The organism is Burkholderia sp. BCC0044, assembly GCF_902832955.1.
GTDB lineage: Bacteria > Pseudomonadota > Gammaproteobacteria > Burkholderiales > Burkholderiaceae > Burkholderia.
Genome location: NZ_CADFDO010000001.1, coordinates 1,561,171 through 1,576,661 on the forward strand (window position 1 = coordinate 1,561,171; position 15,491 = coordinate 1,576,661).

At 66.7% G+C, this 15,491-nt stretch carries 17 protein-coding genes; 2 read left to right on the forward strand and 15 right to left on the reverse strand.

Annotated features, from left to right (window positions below):
* Window positions 1–31: 31 nt before the first annotated feature.
* From rfbD to rfbB, 4 genes are read right to left on the reverse strand one after another with little or no spacing between them, the layout of a single operon-like run.
* Window positions 32–946 (reverse strand): dTDP-4-dehydrorhamnose reductase, encoded by a 915-nt coding sequence (rfbD, locus tag HWX14_RS07035; RefSeq protein WP_175882085.1) that lies wholly within the window; start codon window positions 944–946, stop codon window positions 32–34.
* Window positions 939–1,490, reverse strand: coding sequence for a dTDP-4-dehydrorhamnose 3,5-epimerase (gene rfbC, locus HWX14_RS07040; protein WP_011544743.1), 552 nt, complete (start codon window positions 1,488–1,490; stop codon window positions 939–941). The genes rfbD and rfbC overlap by 8 nt, the downstream gene beginning before the upstream one ends.
* Window positions 1,475–2,368: a glucose-1-phosphate thymidylyltransferase RfbA gene (gene rfbA, locus HWX14_RS07045; RefSeq protein ID WP_175882086.1), complete on the reverse strand. Its 894-nt coding sequence runs from the start codon at window positions 2,366–2,368 to the stop codon at window positions 1,475–1,477. The genes rfbC and rfbA overlap by 16 nt, the downstream gene beginning before the upstream one ends.
* 11 nt (window positions 2,369–2,379) lie before the next feature.
* Window positions 2,380–3,441, reverse strand: coding sequence for a dTDP-glucose 4,6-dehydratase (gene rfbB / locus HWX14_RS07050; protein ID WP_012328028.1), 1,062 nt, complete (start codon window positions 3,439–3,441; stop codon window positions 2,380–2,382).
* A gap of 344 nt (window positions 3,442–3,785) precedes the next feature.
* On the opposite strand from rfbB, the gene HWX14_RS07055 reads away from it, so the two are divergent.
* A complete protein-coding gene (locus tag HWX14_RS07055) occupies window positions 3,786–4,625 on the forward strand; it encodes a symmetrical bis(5'-nucleosyl)-tetraphosphatase (protein WP_175882087.1) in 840 nt (279 codons plus the stop codon).
* Between the two features lie 32 nt (window positions 4,626–4,657).
* Here the strand turns inward: HWX14_RS07055 and HWX14_RS07060 are convergent, their stop codons facing one another.
* The 8 genes from HWX14_RS07060 to HWX14_RS07095 form a co-directional block, all read right to left on the reverse strand.
* On the reverse strand, window positions 4,658–5,515 hold the full coding sequence (locus HWX14_RS07060) for a lysophospholipid acyltransferase family protein (protein WP_175882088.1): 858 nt from the start codon (window positions 5,513–5,515) through the stop codon (window positions 4,658–4,660).
* Between the two features lie 19 nt (window positions 5,516–5,534).
* Complete coding sequence (locus HWX14_RS07065; protein ID WP_175882089.1) at window positions 5,535–6,812, reverse strand: dihydroorotase; 1,278 nt, start codon at window positions 6,810–6,812, stop codon at window positions 5,535–5,537.
* 61 nt (window positions 6,813–6,873) lie between these two features.
* On the reverse strand, window positions 6,874–7,905 hold the full coding sequence (locus tag HWX14_RS07070) for an aspartate carbamoyltransferase catalytic subunit (RefSeq protein WP_006476735.1): 1,032 nt from the start codon (window positions 7,903–7,905) through the stop codon (window positions 6,874–6,876).
* 73 nt (window positions 7,906–7,978) lie between these two features.
* Window positions 7,979–8,491, reverse strand: coding sequence for a bifunctional pyr operon transcriptional regulator/uracil phosphoribosyltransferase PyrR (pyrR, locus tag HWX14_RS07075; protein ID WP_175882090.1), 513 nt, complete (start codon window positions 8,489–8,491; stop codon window positions 7,979–7,981).
* Window positions 8,478–8,927 carry a Holliday junction resolvase RuvX gene (gene ruvX, locus HWX14_RS07080; RefSeq protein WP_006476737.1) on the reverse strand — a complete coding sequence of 150 codons (450 nt, stop codon included), beginning with the start codon at window positions 8,925–8,927 and terminating at the stop codon, window positions 8,478–8,480. Before ruvX ends, pyrR begins: the two co-directional genes overlap by 14 nt.
* Complete coding sequence (locus HWX14_RS07085; protein WP_006491354.1) at window positions 8,924–9,502, reverse strand: YqgE/AlgH family protein; 579 nt, start codon at window positions 9,500–9,502, stop codon at window positions 8,924–8,926. Before HWX14_RS07085 ends, ruvX begins: the two co-directional genes overlap by 4 nt.
* Before the next feature lie 182 nt (window positions 9,503–9,684).
* On the reverse strand, window positions 9,685–10,986 hold the full coding sequence (locus HWX14_RS07090; RefSeq protein WP_175882091.1) for a hypothetical protein: 1,302 nt from the start codon (window positions 10,984–10,986) through the stop codon (window positions 9,685–9,687).
* A 104-nt stretch (window positions 10,987–11,090) separates the two neighbouring features.
* A complete protein-coding gene (locus HWX14_RS07095) occupies window positions 11,091–11,261 on the reverse strand; it encodes a rubredoxin (RefSeq protein ID WP_004186709.1) in 171 nt (56 codons plus the stop codon).
* Window positions 11,262–11,516: 255 nt separating this feature from the next.
* Between HWX14_RS07095 and HWX14_RS07100 the strand changes: the two genes are divergently transcribed.
* Complete coding sequence (locus tag HWX14_RS07100) at window positions 11,517–12,383, forward strand: hydroxymethylpyrimidine/phosphomethylpyrimidine kinase (protein ID WP_175882092.1); 867 nt, start codon at window positions 11,517–11,519, stop codon at window positions 12,381–12,383.
* Between the two features lie 186 nt (window positions 12,384–12,569).
* On the opposite strand, the gene groL is transcribed toward HWX14_RS07100, so the two are convergent.
* From groL to HWX14_RS07115, 3 genes are all read right to left on the reverse strand, one after another.
* Complete coding sequence (gene groL, locus HWX14_RS07105) at window positions 12,570–14,210, reverse strand: chaperonin GroEL (RefSeq protein ID WP_027783699.1); 1,641 nt, start codon at window positions 14,208–14,210, stop codon at window positions 12,570–12,572.
* Between the two features lie 46 nt (window positions 14,211–14,256).
* Window positions 14,257–14,550 (reverse strand): co-chaperone GroES, encoded by a 294-nt coding sequence (locus HWX14_RS07110; protein WP_011544732.1) that lies wholly within the window; start codon window positions 14,548–14,550, stop codon window positions 14,257–14,259.
* A gap of 392 nt (window positions 14,551–14,942) precedes the next feature.
* A complete protein-coding gene (locus tag HWX14_RS07115) occupies window positions 14,943–15,455 on the reverse strand; it encodes an SRPBCC family protein (RefSeq protein WP_175882093.1) in 513 nt (170 codons plus the stop codon).
* Window positions 15,456–15,491 lie beyond the last annotated feature (36 nt).

A 15,491-nucleotide genomic window follows, 5' to 3' on the forward strand; every position in this document is an offset into this window, starting at 1 on the left:
GCGCATGCGCCCCCTCACACTACAAAAACGATCACGTCTTCTGCATACCAGCCAGGCAAAGCACGAGAGATTCACGCCAGTGCGGCAGAGCCACACCAAAGACCTGTGCCAACTTCGCATTGGACAGCCTCGAATTCGACGGCCGCTTTGCCGGCGTCGGATAGTCCGCAGCCGGAATCGGCAAGACGACCGGCCGCTTCGAAAGGTTCGCCAGCTCGAAAATCGCCGACGCGAATCCATGCCATGACGTGTCGCCGCCAGCTGTTAAATGGTAAGTACCGGAACGCGCGTCCCACCATTCCGTCGCGTCCGAGGCGCCGCGCACCTGAGCAATCACATGCGACGTCGCCGTCGCGATGGCGTGACTCCAGGTCGGTGCGCCCATTTGATCCGCAACGACTTTCAATTCGGGGCGTTCAGCGCCCAAACGAAGCATCGTCAGCAGAAAATTATGTCCACGCGCACCATATACCCAACTGGTGCGCAAAATGAGATGCCGGCATCCGGACGAGGCGATTGCTGCTTCGCCTTCGAGCTTGGTCATGCCGTAGATATTTTGCGGATCGGGGAGATCAGTCTCGCAATATTCATCCGACTTCGCACCGTCGAACACATAGTCGGTCGAGTAGTGAACCAGTGCCGCACCGCTACGCGCGGCCTCTTCGGCCAGCACCCGCGGGACTTCGGCATTCAGCCGACGCGCGGCGTCGACGTCCGTCTCGGCCTTGTCGACGGCCGTGTACGCCGCCGGATTCACGATGATCGACGGCTTCAGCTCGCGTACGACGCTGCGCACACGATCGAGGTCGGACAGGTCGAGCACCGAGCGGTCGCATGCCACCACGCGGCCGAGTCCTTGCAGCGAACGCAGCAGCTCGAACCCGACCTGCCCATTCACACCCGTCACGAGAATCGTCGGCTCAGGTTTCACGCCTACCTCACGCATAAACTTCAGCTTCGCTCAAACGCTTGCCGGCCGCATCCTTCGCCGCCAGCAGCGGTTCGAAATCGATCGGCCACTCGATCCCGATCTCCGGGTCGTTCCACACGATGCTGCGCTCGTGTTCCGGAAACCAGTAGTCGGTCGTCTTGTAAAGGAACTGCGCGGCCTCCGACAGCACGACGAACCCATGCGCGAAACCGGGCGGCACCCACAGCTGCCGGTGGTTGTCGTTCGACAGCACCACGCCCACCCACTTGCCGAAGTTCGGCGAATCCTTGCGAATGTCGACGGCGACGTCGAACACTTCGCCTTCCACCACGCGCACGAGCTTGCCCTGCGCATGCTGGATCTGATAATGCAACCCGCGCAGCACGCCCTTCGACGAGCGCGAATGGTTGTCCTGCACGAATTCGACGCCCGGTGCGACCTGCTCGGCAAATTCCTTCCCATTGAAGCTTTCGTAGAAGAACCCGCGCGCGTCGCCGAACACCTTCGGCTCGATGATCTTGACTTCGGGCAGCGCCGTTGCCGTTACTTGGATGGCCATGCGACTTGATCCGTGAGAATGTTCTTCAGGTACTGACCGTATGCGTTCTTCGCGAGCGGCTGTGCCAGCTTCAGCACTTGCTCGGCGTCGATCCAGTTGCGGCGATAGGCGATCTCTTCCGGGCATGCGACCACGAGACCTTGCCGCTTCTGCAGCGTCGCGATGAAGCTGGCCGCCTCGATCAGCGAGTCGTGCGTGCCGGTATCGAGCCACGCATAGCCACGCCCCATGATCTCGACGTTCAGCGCACCGCTGTCGAGATAGCGCGAGTTGACGTCGGTGATTTCGAGCTCGCCGCGCGGCGACGGCTTGATGTCGGCCGCGATGTCGCACACTTGGTTGTCGTAGAAGTACAGGCCCGTCACCGCGTAGTTCGAACGCGGCTTCGCGGGCTTCTCCTCGATCGACAGCGCGCGGAACGACTTGTCGAATTCGACGACGCCGTAACGCTCCGGATCGTGCACGTGATACGCGAACACGGTCGCACCCGTTTCCTGCGCATGCGCGCGCTCGAGCTGCTTCGCGAGGTCGTGACCGTAGAAGATGTTGTCGCCGAGGATCAGCGCCGACGGATCGTTACCGACGAACTCCTTGCCGATGATGAACGCCTGCGCGAGACCGTCGGGCGACGGCTGCACCGCGTACTGGATGTTCATCCCCCACTGGCTGCCGTCGCCGAGCATCGACTCGAAGCGCGGCGTGTCCTGCGGCGTCGAGATGATCAACACGTCGCTGATGCCCGCGATCATCAGCGTCGACAGCGGGTAGTAGATCATCGGTTTGTCGTACACCGGCAGCAGCTGCTTCGAGACGACGTGCGTGATCGGATACAGCCGGGTGCCGGAACCGCCGGCGAGAATGATGCCTTTACGTGCCATCGCTTCTCTCCTCAAGTGCGTTTCGCGTAGTTCGTTTCGACCCACTTGCGGTACTCGCCCGATGCGACCTCATCGGCCCAGACCTGGTTGTCGAGATACCAGTCGACCGTCTTTGCCAGGCCGGTCTCGAACGTTTCCGCAGGCTTCCAGCCGAGTTCGCGTTCGAGCTTGCGCGCATCGATCGCGTAGCGGCGATCGTGGCCGGGCCGGTCGGTCACATAGGTGATCTGGTCACGGTACGAACCTGCCGCCTTCGGGCGCGCCTTGTCGAGCAGGTCGCACAGCGTATGCACGACCTCGAGGTTCTTCTTCTCGTTCCAGCCGCCGACGTTGTACGTCTCGCCGGGCACGCCGCGCGCGAGCACTTCGCGGATCGCGCTGCAGTGGTCGCCGACGTACAGCCAGTCGCGCACGTTCTGGCCGTCGCCATACACCGGCAGCGGCTTGCCCGCGAGCGCGTTCGCGATCATCAGCGGGATCAGCTTTTCCGGGAACTGGTACGGGCCGTAGTTGTTCGAACAGTTCGTCGTCAGTACCGGCAGGCCATACGTATGGTGGTACGCGCGCACCAGGTGGTCGGAGCCCGCCTTTGTCGCGGAATACGGGCTGTTCGGCGCGTACGGCGTCGTCTCGGAGAATTGCGGGTCGGTGGCCGACAGCGAACCGAACACCTCGTCGGTCGACACGTGCAGGAAGCGGAACGCGGCCTTGTCGGCGTCGTTCAGGCCGTTCCAGTACTGGCGGGTAGCCTCGAGCAGCGTGAACGTGCCGACGACGTTGGTCTGCACGAAGTCCGCCGGACCGTGGATCGAGCGATCGACGTGGCTTTCCGCGGCGAAGTGCAGCACCGCGCGGGGCTTGTGCTCGGCCAGGAGTGCGTCGAGTGCGTCACGATCGCAAATATCGACGCGCGCAAACACGTGCTTTGGATTTCCGTCCAGCGACTGCAGCGTGCGCAGGTTCCCCGCGTACGTCAGCTTGTCGACGTTGAGCACGGCTTCGTCGGATGCGCGCAGCCAGTCGAGTACAAAATTGGCACCGATAAAACCCGCGCCGCCCGTAACCAGGATCATGAGGCTCCCTCAAGTAATTCGCGGCGAACGCCCTAAGGGCGTTCGCCGCATCAGATTCTCAAATGCCAGTAGCTGGTGACCGCTACGTCAGACCGGGAATTTTAACCGGTCGACATGGCCTCCAAAGTCATGAAATGCTAATTTTGTTGGGGAGGACGATAATTATAGAGAGCCGCCACGCGCAAAAGCCATGCCGCTAACAACTTGATACAGCGCTTCGAACCCTTTCCGGGTATGAAATTTCTTGCCAAATCAACCCACTGTTGCGGAACATAAATTGCGGAGCGCTGCATTGCCCGGATAATTTTTCCCGCATTCTCGATACTCGCGAAATCCGCCGCCCCATGACCTTACCCCCCATCGCCATCGGCGACATCCAAGGCTGTCATTCCGCTTTCCAGTCGCTGCTCGACAAGCTCTCGCCCTCCGCCGACACGCCCCTCTGGATCGCCGGCGACGTCGTCAACCGCGGCCCGGGCTCCCTCGCCGCGCTGCGTGCGGTCGTCGACCTCGGCCCGCGCGCGACCGTCGTGCTCGGCAATCACGACCTCCACCTGCTCGCGGTGTCCGCCGGGCTGCGCACCGAGCGCCCGGGCGACACGATCGGCGAGATCCTCGACGCGCCCGACGCCGACGCGCTGCTCGACTGGGTCCGCCACCGCCCGTTCGTGCATGTCGAAGACGGAAAGCTGCTCGTGCACGCCGGCGTGCTGCCGCAATGGGACACCACGCTCGCGCTCGAACTCGCGGACGAACTGCAGCGCGCGCTGCGCGCCCCTGACTGGCGCGACACGCTGCAAGGCCTGTACGGCAACGAGCCGAATCAATGGAGTCCGAACCTGAAAAAACGCGACCGCATGCGCGTCGCGTTCAACGCGTTCACGCGCCTGCGCTTCTGCACGCCCGACGGCGCGATGGAGTTCAAGGCGAACGGCGGCCCCGACAGCGCGCCGCCCGGCTATTTGCCGTGGTTCGACGTGCCGGGCCGCCGCACCGCGGACGTGACGGTGGTGTTCGGGCACTGGGCCGCACTCGGCCTGATGCTGCGCGAGAACGTCGTCGCGCTCGATTCGGGATGCGTATGGGGAAACCAGTTGTCAGCCGTACGGCTGACGGCCGATCCGGCCCAGCGCACGGTCACGCAGGTGCAGTGCGAAGCGTGCCGCTCGCCGGGCGGCGAGTGACGGCACGCTGATTCGCGGAGCCCGCCGGCGCGTCAGCCCTCGCGCCCCGGCACGGGCGCATCGGTCGTCGCGTCGCCCGCCGCGTCGGCGCCAAGCTCGGTCGCCGGAAACGCATGCTTCTGCAGCTCGGCGAGCGACTCGGCCGTCGGCTTGCCGACCTTCTCCTGCAGCGACGCGAGCGCGGCTGCGATCGCGTCGCGCGCCGCCGCGGACGTCGCCCGGCGGTCGCCGCCCGGTGCGATCGGTTCGCACACGTACAGATGCGCGACGAGCGGACCGCCGCGCAGCACCATGTCGAGCGACTTGCCGAGCGACAGATCGCCCGTATAGGCCGGCGCAACGGACTGCCGCCCGTGCGCGTCCTCGTACATCAGGCAGATCGGCTGCACCGCGCAGCCGGCCGATACCGCGGCCTGGAACAGGTTCGCATGGAACGGCAGCAGATCCTGACCGTCGGACGTCGTCCCCTCCGGAAACACGCACATCAGCCCGCCGGTGCGCAGGCGCTCGGCCATCTCGTGCATGATCCGCATCGCCTCGGTGCGCTTCTCGCGCTGCAGGAACACGGTGTCGAGCTTCTCGGCGAGCCAGCCGACCACCGGCCACTGCCGCACCTCGGCCTTCGACACGAACGGCGTCGGCCGCCACGCGTTGACCGCATAGATGTCGAGCCACGACACGTGGTTGCCCACGACGAGCGCGCTCGCGTCGAGCCGCGCGCCGTCGTTGTGGACGACGACGCGCATCCCGCAGATGCGCAGCATCTTGAGCGACCAGCGGCGTATCAGCTCGGCGCGGCGCGCGGGTGTGACGTGCGAAAAGCGCAGCGCGACGATCGCCATGCCGCGCAGCAGGTGAAAGACGAGACGCAGCTTGCGAAGAGCGGTCATGGCGAAGATCCGGCGTGGGTCAGTGGCGCTCGAACGCGACCTGCCCGGCCACGAGCGTCGCGCGCACGGTGGCCGGCAGTTCGTAGCCGAGGAACGGCGAGTTGTGGCCCTGGCTCTTCAGCGCACGCGGCTCGACGCGCCAGTGCGCGCGCGGATCGAACACGCACAGGTCGGCCGCGCCGCCTTCGGCGAGGCGGCCTGCCGGCAGTTGCAGCACGTCGGCCGGCGCGGACGTGATGCGGCGCAGCGCCTGCGCGAGCGGCGTGCGCGTCTCGTCCGCCCACTTCAGCGTCAGCGACAGCAGCAGTTCGAGCCCGGTCGCACCCGGCGTCGCTTCGCCGAACGGCAGCAGTTTCTCGTCGTCGTCGACCGGCGTGTGATCCGAGCAGATCGCATCGATCGTGCCGTCGGCGAGCGCCACGCGGATCGCCTCGCGGTCGCGCTCGCTGCGCAGCGGCGGATCGAGCCGGAACTGCGAATCGAAATAGCCGATGTCGACGTCGATCAGGTGGACGTGGTTCACGCCGACGTCGCAGGTCACGGGCAGCCCTTCGGCCTTTGCTTCACGCACGAGCGCGAGGCCGGCCGCGGACGACAGCCGCGCGAGGTGCACGCGCGCGCCCGTCACACGCATCAGTTCGAAAATCGTGTGCAGCGCGATCGTCTCGGCCGCGACCGGCACGCCGGACAGCCCGAGCCGCGACGCGAGCGCGCCGCTCGCGGCCACGCCGCCGCGGCCGATAAACGCGTCGAGCGGGCGCAGCCACGTCGTGTAGCCGTAGGTGCTCGCGTACTGCAGCGCGCGCAGCAGCACCTGCGTGTCGCGCACCGGCACGTTGGCGTGCGTGAAGCCGACGCAGCCGGATTCGGTCAGCGCGACCATCTCGGTGATCACCTCGCCCTTGAGGCCGACCGTCAGCGCGCCGAGAGGATGCACGTTCGCCTGCCGCAGGTTGCGCGCGCGGAACTTGAGCATCTCGACGAGGCCCGGCTCGTCGAGCACGGGATCGGTGTCCGGCGGGCACACGAGGGTCGTGACGCCGCCCGCGACGGCCGCGGCCATCTCGGACGCGAGCGTCGCCTTGTGTTCGTAGCCGGGCTCGCGCAGCCGCGCGCACAGGTCGACGAGGCCGGGCGCGACGACCAGGCCCGATGCGTCGATCGTCTTGTCCGCGTTGAAACCGGCGGGCGCGCTGCCCAGCGCGGCGATCTTGCCGTCCGCGACGAATACGTCGGCCTGCCGTTCGGTGCCGGCGACCGGGTCGATCAGCGTGCCGCCTTGGATATGAATCTTCATGCGCTGTCTGTGAATGCGTTGATTGCGTTGAATGCCTGAATGAGGACGCGCGAAAGCGGGCTCAGTCGCTGTTGCCGGCGACGATGCCCATCACCGCCATCCGCACGGCGATGCCGAACGTGACCTGGTTGAGGATCACCGACTGCGGACCGTCGGCGACCTGCGAATCGATCTCGACGCCGCGGTTCATCGGCCCGGGGTGCATCACGATCGCGTCGGGCGCGGCGAGCGCGAGGCGCTCGGGCGTCAGGCCCCAGGTCTTGAAGTACTCTTGCGCCGACGGCAGCAGCGCGCCGCTCATCCGTTCGTTCTGCAGACGCAGCATGATGATCACGTCGACGCCCTTCAGCCCTTCGTCGAGGTTGTGGAACACCTTCACGCCCATCTGCTCGAGGCCGCCCGGCAGCAGCGTGCGCGGGCCGATCGCGCGCACTTCCGGCACGCCGAGCGTGGTGAGCGCGTGGATGTCGGAGCGCGCGACGCGCGAATGCAGGATGTCGCCGACGATCGCCACGCGCAGCTTCGTGAAGTCGCGCTTGTAGTGCCGGATCGTGTACATGTCGAGCAGGCCCTGCGTCGGGTGCGCGTGGCGGCCGTCGCCGGCGTTGATCACGTGCACGTGCGGCGCGCAGTGCTCGGCGATCAGGTACGGCGCGCCGCTCGACGCGTGGCGCACGACGAACAGGTCGGCATGCATCGCCGACAGGTTGTTGATCGTGTCGAGCAGCGATTCGCCCTTGCTCGTCGACGACGCATTGATGTTCAGGTTCAGCACGTCGGCCGACAGGCGCGTCGCGGCGATCTCGAAGGTCGTGCGGGTGCGCGTCGAGTTCTCGAAGAACAGGTTGAACACGGACTTGCCGCGCAGCAGCGGCACCTTCTTCACTTCACGGTCCGTCACGCTGACGAACTGCTCGGCGGTATCGAGGATGTGATTGACGATCGAGCGCGGCAGGCCCTCGATCGACAGCAGGTGCTTCAGCTCGCCGTTTTTCGTGAGCTGCGGGTTGCCCTTCAGGAAGCCGTAGCGAAACCGGTCGGGGCTCGCGGCCGCCGCGGGATTGCCGGTGCGGCCAGTGGTGTCGGTGGTCATGGTGTGCGTGATTCCAACTATGCAAACGGGCCGCGGTGCAAACCGGCGGCCCGGGATACGGTTCGCGTGTCGTTCAGGCGCCGTGCGATTCGATGCGCAGCGTGAAGCGCGCATCGTCGCGCGCGAGCACGAGCGTCGCGTCGGCCGGCACGTCGAGCGCGCCGCCCGCGAAGCGCGCGGCGACCGGCAGCTCGCGGCCGCCGCGATCGGCCAGCACCGCGAGCTCGACCGCGGACGGACGGCCGTAGTCGAACAGCTCGTTGAGCGCCGCGCGGACGGTGCGCCCGGTGTACAGCACGTCGTCGACGAGCACGATGCGCGCGCCGTCGATCTCGAACGGCAGCGACGTCGGGCTGGCCTGGCTGTGCAGCCCCTTCTTCGCGTAATCGTCGCGGTGCAGCGCGACGTTGACGACGCCGAACGCCGGTGCGCCGAGATCGCGCGCGAGGCGCTCGGCGAGCCACGCGCCGCCGCTGTAAATGCCGGCGAGCCGCGGGCCGCCCGGTTCGGCGAACGCGGTGCCGTACGCGGCGCGGATCTGGTCGAGCAGGACGAGGTAAAGCGCCTCGGCGTCAATGGTGCTCATGGTCGGACAATTGATCGAGATACTGTTGAAGAATGACGCGCGCGGCTTCGGCATCGAGCATGTCGGTGCGGGCGCGGCCGCGCACGTTGCGCTCGCGCAGCCCGGCCTCCGCCTCGACCGACGAATAGCGCTCGTCGACCCACGTGACGGGCAGCCCGAAGCGGCCGTTCAGCTGGTTGCCGAAGCGCTTCGCCTGCTGCGTCATGTCGTGCGGCGTGCCGTCCGGATGCATCGGCAGGCCCACGACGAGCGCGTCCGGCCGCCATTCGGCCAGCAGGTCGCCGACCGCCTTGAAGCGGTGTTCACGGTTCAGGTTCTGGATCACGACGAGCGCACGGGCCGAGCGCGTCAGCGCGTTGCCGATCGCGACGCCGATCCGTTTTTCGCCGTAGTCGAACGCCAGGAGCGTCGCATCGCGCGCGCTCGCGCCGCTCATGCGTGCCCTGCCTCGCCGGACAGCATCGACGAGCTGACGCCGAGCAGGCCGAGCGCGGCTTCGAAGCGCTCTTCGGCCGGCGTGTCGAACACGATGCGCGGATCGGCGGCGACCGTCAGCCAGCCGTTGCGGGAAATTTCTTCCTCGAGCTGCCCGGCGCCCCAGCCCGCATGGCCGAGCGTCAGCAGGAAGCGTTTCGGGCCGGTGCCCGTCGCGACCGCCTCGAGCACGTCCTTCGACGTCGTCATCTCGAGCCCGCCGTCGACGGACATCGACGAGTTGTAGCTCGCGCCCTCGACCGGCTCGTGCAGCACGAAGCCGCGCTCGGTCTGGACCGGGCCGCCGAAGTACACGGGAATGTGCAGCAGCGGCTCGATGTCGAGCTTCAGGTCGATGCGGTTGAACAGCGATTCGAGGTCGATGTCGGTAGGACGATTGATGACGAGGCCGAGCGCACCGCGCTCGCTGTGATCGCAAAGATAGACCACCGTTCCCGAGAACGTCGGATCGGCCATGTTCGGCATGGCGATCAGGAACTGGTTGGTGAGATTGATGCGATCGGAAGGCTTTGACATGGTTTGAATTTTAGCAAAGACGCCGCGACCTGACCGGGCCGCGATCAACAAGCAACGCCGCGCCGCGCTGGCAACGGCGCGCGCGGATCACACGGCACTCTAACACGCGCGCGGGCGCTGTCGGCAGCGTGTTGCAGGCCCGCGCGGCAAGGGCCGCCGTCGCGTGTCCGTCCCCTTGTTCGTCAGGTCCGGCCGAGCGCGGTGCCGAGCGCGTCGGACGCGGCCGTGAGATCCGGCGGCGCGACGCCGGCCGCGATCTTCAGGAGCGCCGCGCGCAGCATGTCGGACGCATGACGGTGCGCATCGAGGCCGCCGTCGGCGAGCGGCACGCCGTGCGCCGCACGGCGCCACGCCAGGCCCAGCGTGTCGGCCAGCAGCGCGGCGTGGCCGAGCCCGAGCGCGCACGCGGCCGTGCCGACCCGGTAGGCGGCGGCGGACGCGTGCCACGCGGCGCCCGCGTCGGCGGCGGCCGGGTTGGCCGCGAGGTCGGCCATCGACGCATCGGCGGTCTGCAGGAAATCCTCATAGGCATGCGCGTTGACGGTCACGACGCCGAGCGCGCGAGTGGGCGCGACGGCGACCGCATCCCGCTCGGCCCGCGCGGCATCGGCCTCCCACAACGCTTCGGAGGCGGGCGTGCCGGCGACGTGCCAGTCGACCGTCAACCCGTAGTCGTGCAGCACGTCGACGAGCGCGACGTCCTCGGCCGCGGCGCCGAACAGCGCGAAATCGCGCCACAGCAGCGCCACCGTCTCGCGCACCAGTTCGGGCGGCGCGCTGCGCCGGCCCTGCGCGTGTTCGCCGAGCAGCAGGTTGGTCCGCGCGAGAAAGCGCTTCAGCTCGGGCGCGCCGCTTGCGCGCAGCGCGCGCACGCATGCGGCCGCGAGCCGCCAGAAATCGTACGGCCCGTCGTCGGTGAGCGCGGCCAGCATCGCGTCGAGTTCGTCGAGCGCCGCGCTTGGCGCGCCGTGTTCGGCCCGCAGCACGCCGAGCAGCGCCTGCTCGTAGCGGGCGCGAATCCGGGGCGCGACTGCGTCGGGCAGTGCGCGCAAGGTGGCGGGCGGCACCGCGCGGCCGACCAGCGCGAGTGCATCGAGCGGCGCGCTCGCGCGCAGGTCGGCGGCGCTTTGCGCACGCAACGCACGGAAATGCTCGAAGAGAACCGGCGAGCACGCAAGCTCGCGCAGGTTGTGACGGCCGACGGCTGCACGAAAATCGTGCAGCGCCGCCCGCCAGCCGGCCGAAGTCGGCTCGGTGGCGACGAGCGGCACGGCGGCCGCCAGTTGCCCGGCGAAACGCGCGGCCGGCAACCAGCCGGCTTCCGCGAGCACGGCCGCGGCCGCGGCAAGCGGCGCCGCGGCGTCGTCGCGCCGCTCGAATGCGTCGGCGGCGGCCGCCAGCCACGCGTCGGCCGCGCGTACGGCGCCGCCACGCGGGTTGGGCAATGCGTCAGGGTGGGGAACGTTCGCCGGATCGGACGTCATGGACACGCGCGCCTGTCATCGTCAAGTCGCTCGCGCGAACCGCGGCGCGCGAGCGCCGGGCCGGTGCGAGGCCTGAGCGGAGTGTCCGTGGGCCAGCGGTCCGATCAGATCTGGACCATCTCGAAGTCTTCCTTGCGGGCGCCGCATTCGGGGCACGTCCAGTTGATCGGGACGTCTTCCCAGCGCGTGCCCGGGGCAATGCCCTCTTCCGGCAGCCCGGCTTCTTCGTCGTAAATCCAGCCACAAATCAGGCACATCCAGCTCTTGTATTCCATCTTAAGCCGCGTCGGGGAAAAGTCGGTAAATTCGGGAGCCATGATGGTACCGTGTCGGGGCCGGACTGCCTAGCAATCGCGCTGGAGGACGGCAACTACGTTGCGCTGCGCTAAAAAATCCGTCGTACCGGCCGGATTCCACCGCATAATGGTTGAAAAGTGCGGCCTGCCGGGCAACACAGGGCCGAACAAGCCCATTCGCCTCGCCGTCCGCATCTCCGTCGCTTGTCCGTTTTTCTCTTGCCCCATTTTTACATGTCCAGCAACGCCCCTCCGATCGTCCTCACCTTCGGCCTGTCCGATCCCACCGGCGGCTCCGGCCTCCAAGCCGATCTGATGACCCTGGCGAGCATGGGCTGTCACGGCGTGTCCGTCCTGACCGGCTATACCGTGCGCGATTCGGCCGCCTGCGATGAAGTGACCGGCCTCGATCCCGATGTCGTCGCCGCGCAGGCGCGCATGCTGCTCGAAGACATGCCGGTTGCCGCGTTCAAGATCGGCGCGGCGACGCGCGCGGAAGTCGTGAGCGCGATCGCCGAGGTCGTCGCCGACTACGACGGCGTGCCGCTCGTGCTCGCACCGGACTTCACGCTCGACGACGAGCACGTGCTCGCCGCCGACGACCTGCGCGAATCGATCGCCGACCTGCTGGCGCCGCAAACCACGCTGCTGGTCGCCGACCACGCGACGCTGATCGCGCTGGCCCAGCCGGATGGCGACGCCGAAGCGCCGAATCTCGACGCGGCCGTGTCGCACCTGCTGTCGCAGGGTTGCGAATACATCCTGTCGTCGGAAACGGGCTCGCACCGGCTCGTCAACACGCTGTACGGCGAGGAAGGCCAGCTCCGCGAAGACATGTGGGATCGCTCGCCGCACCGGCTGATGGGCATCACCGACACGCTCGGCGCGGCCATCGCGGCGCTGCTCGCGAACGGCCAGGAGCCGCCCGAAGCCGTGCGCGAGGCGCAGGAATACCTGTACCAGGCCGTGCGCGACGCGTTCCGGCCCGGCATGGGCGCGTACCTGCCCGACCGGTTCTTCTGGGCGCGCAGCAACGACGAGTCGGACTCGCCGCCGGCCGTGAAGGCCGACGCGGTGCTGAGGACGTCGCACCGGCATTGAGTCGTCGGCGGCGGGCAGGTGCCGTCGCCGCACGTCGCGCCGTTTTGCGGCCGATGCATCCGGCCGAGCCGCGCACGCGTCAAAAACCCCTTGCACCAATAAAAAAAGACCCGCATCGCTGCGGGTCTTTTCTTTTGGCTGGAACGCGCATCGCTGCGCGCTCCGGACACCTTCGACCGAAGTCGATTACATGTCCATGCCCATGCCGCCCATGCCGCCCGGCATGCCGCCCGGCATCGGTGCGTCTTCCTTCGGCAGTTCTGCGACAGCTGCGTCCGTCGTCAGCAGCAGGCCTGCAACCGAAGCTGCGTTCTGCAGTGCGGTGCGCGTGACCTTGGTCGGGTCGACGACACCGGCTTCAACCATGTCGACGTACTCGCCCGTTGCTGCGTTGTAGCCGTAGTTGCCCGTGCCTGCAGCAACTGCCGCCACCACGACGCTGGCTTCTTCGCCGCCGTTCGTGACGATCTGGCGCAGCGGCTCTTCCATCGCGCGCAGCACGATCTTGATGCCGGCGTTCTGGTCGGCGTTCGCGCCGGTCAGGCCTGCGATCGCGGTGCGTGCGCGGATCAGCGCAACGCCGCCACCGGCCACGATGCCTTCTTCCACAGCTGCGCGCGTGGCGTGCAGTGCGTCTTCGACACGTGCCTTCTTTTCCTTCATTTCGACTTCGGTCGCAGCACCGACCTTGATCACTGCAACGCCGCCGGCCAGCTTAGCCACGCGCTCTTGCAGCTTTTCACGGTCGTAGTCCGACGTCGCTTCTTCGATTTGCGCGCGCACTTGCTTCACGCGTGCTTCGATGTTCACGGCTTCGCCTGCGCCGTCGATGATCGTCGTGTTTTCCTTGCCCACTTCGATGCGCTTCGCCTGGCCCAGCTCTGCCAGCGTTGCCTTCTCGAGCGTCAGGCCGGTTTCTTCCGCGACGACTTGACCGCCGGTCAGGATCGCGATGTCTTCCAGCATCGCCTTGCGACGATCGCCGAAGCCCGGCGCCTTGACCGCAACGGTCTTCAGGATGCCGCGGATGTTGTTGACGACCAGCGTGGCGAGCGCTTCGCCTTCGACGTCTTCAGCGATGATCAGCAGCGGACGGCCAGCCTTCGCGACTTGCTCGAGCACCGGCAGCAGATCACGGATGTTCGACACCTTCTTGTCGTGCAGCAGCACGAACGGGTTGTCGAGGACGGCGACTTGCTTGTCCGGGTTGTTGATGAAGTACGGCGACAGGTAGCCGCGGTCGAATTGCATGCCTTCGACGACGTCGAGCTCGTCGGCCAGCGACTTGCCGTCTTCGACGGTGATCACGCCTTCCTTGCCGACCTTGTCCATCGCTTCAGCGATGCGATCGCCGATCGACGAATCGCTGTTCGCCGAGATCGAGCCGACCTGTGCGATTTCCTTGTTCGTCGTGCACGGCTTGCTGATCTTCTTCAGCTCTTCGACAGCCGCTGCGACTGCCTTGTCGATGCCGCGCTTCAGGTCCATCGGGTTCATGCCCGATGCGACGTACTTCATGCCTTCGCGAACGATCGATTGCGCGAGGACGGTTGCCGTCGTCGTGCCGTCGCCTGCGTTGTCGCTGGTCTTGGAAGCAACTTCCTTGACCATTTGCGCGCCCATGTTCTGGAGCTTGTCCTTCAGCTCGATTTCCTTCGCGACCGACACACCGTCCTTGGTGACCGTCGGGCCGCCGAAGCTGCGCTCGAGCACGACGTTGCGGCCCTTCGGACCCAGCGTGACCTTGACTGCGTTGGCGAGAATGTTCACGCCTTCGACCATCTTCGAACGGGCGGAATCGCCGAATACGACGTCTTTAGCTGCCATCTTCTAACTCCTTGAATTCTTGGGAATATGTACCGTCGGAGGACGCTTACTTGGCGTTGACCACGGCCATGATGTCTTCTTCGCGCATGACCAGCAGTTCCTGGCCGTCGACCTTCACGGTCTGACCTGCGTACTTGCCGAACAGGACACGATCGCCGACCTTCACGTCGAGCGCGATCGGGGCGCCCTTGTCGTCGCGCTTGCCCGGGCCGACCGCGAGGATCTCGCCTTGATCCGGCTTCTCGGCAGCTGCTTCGGGGATCACGATGCCCGAGGCGGTCTTGGTTTCCTGATCCAGGCGCTTGACGATCACGCGATCGTGCAAAGGACGAAGGTTCATATTCACTCCTCTCTTGACTGAGATTGAAGAACGCTTAGGGAAGCTGCCCGGCTTATCGCCCGGCAGAGAATTGTTAGCACTCTCGTGCAGCGAGTGCTAATTATATGGACGGGTTTTGACAAATTCAAGAAGGGAAACCAGAGGAATTTTCGAGGCGGTGCCGCGGCGGGAAAACACACGAAAACAACAAAAAACCCTTTTAAAACAAAGCCATTTCGAACACGGGCGGCCCGAGATGCAGGCCCGGGCGGCCCGCGTATCCCATCCCGCCCCGTTTGGACACCGGGTAAGCCCGGAGTTCCTGAGGCCGGCGACATCGCATCAAAAAAACCGTGCGGGCACCGATTTCGTCTGCCGCGACGTGCGCGTTCGCCAGCGTCTCGGGGTCGATCTCACGCGTCGGCGCAGTCCGCGCCCGACAGCGGCCGGAAGGTCCGGCCGTCCGTCTCGACGGCCGCGCCCAGCCGCTGCGCGAGCCCCTTCGCGCCTTCGCGCATCACGACGTCGTGATTCCATCGGAACAGCGGCCGGGCGAGCGGCTCCAGCCAGTTCATCCAGCCGTGCGTGCGGATATGCCAGTCGTAGCGCACGACGGTGCGCGCGCCGTCGGCGGCGAACGACCAGCGTCCGTCGCCTTCGATCGCGCCGCTCGCGCGGCCTTCGAGCGCATGCGGCCGCTCGACGCGCCGCACGCGCATGTCGAAGGTCAGCCGGTACGGCAGCGCACCCTTCCAGGTATACCGGTGCAGCGCGCCGACGCCGCGCGCGTCGCCCGGCTCGAGCTCGACGGTGCGCACCGCGCCCTTCCACCAGTCGGGCCAGCGATCGACCTGGTAGATCGCATCCCAGACCGCCGCGAGCGGCGCATCCACCCGCCAGGTCGTCGAAAACCGGTACTCCGCCATGCAGCCTCCGGCATGCGCGTCAGGAACGCGAATCGG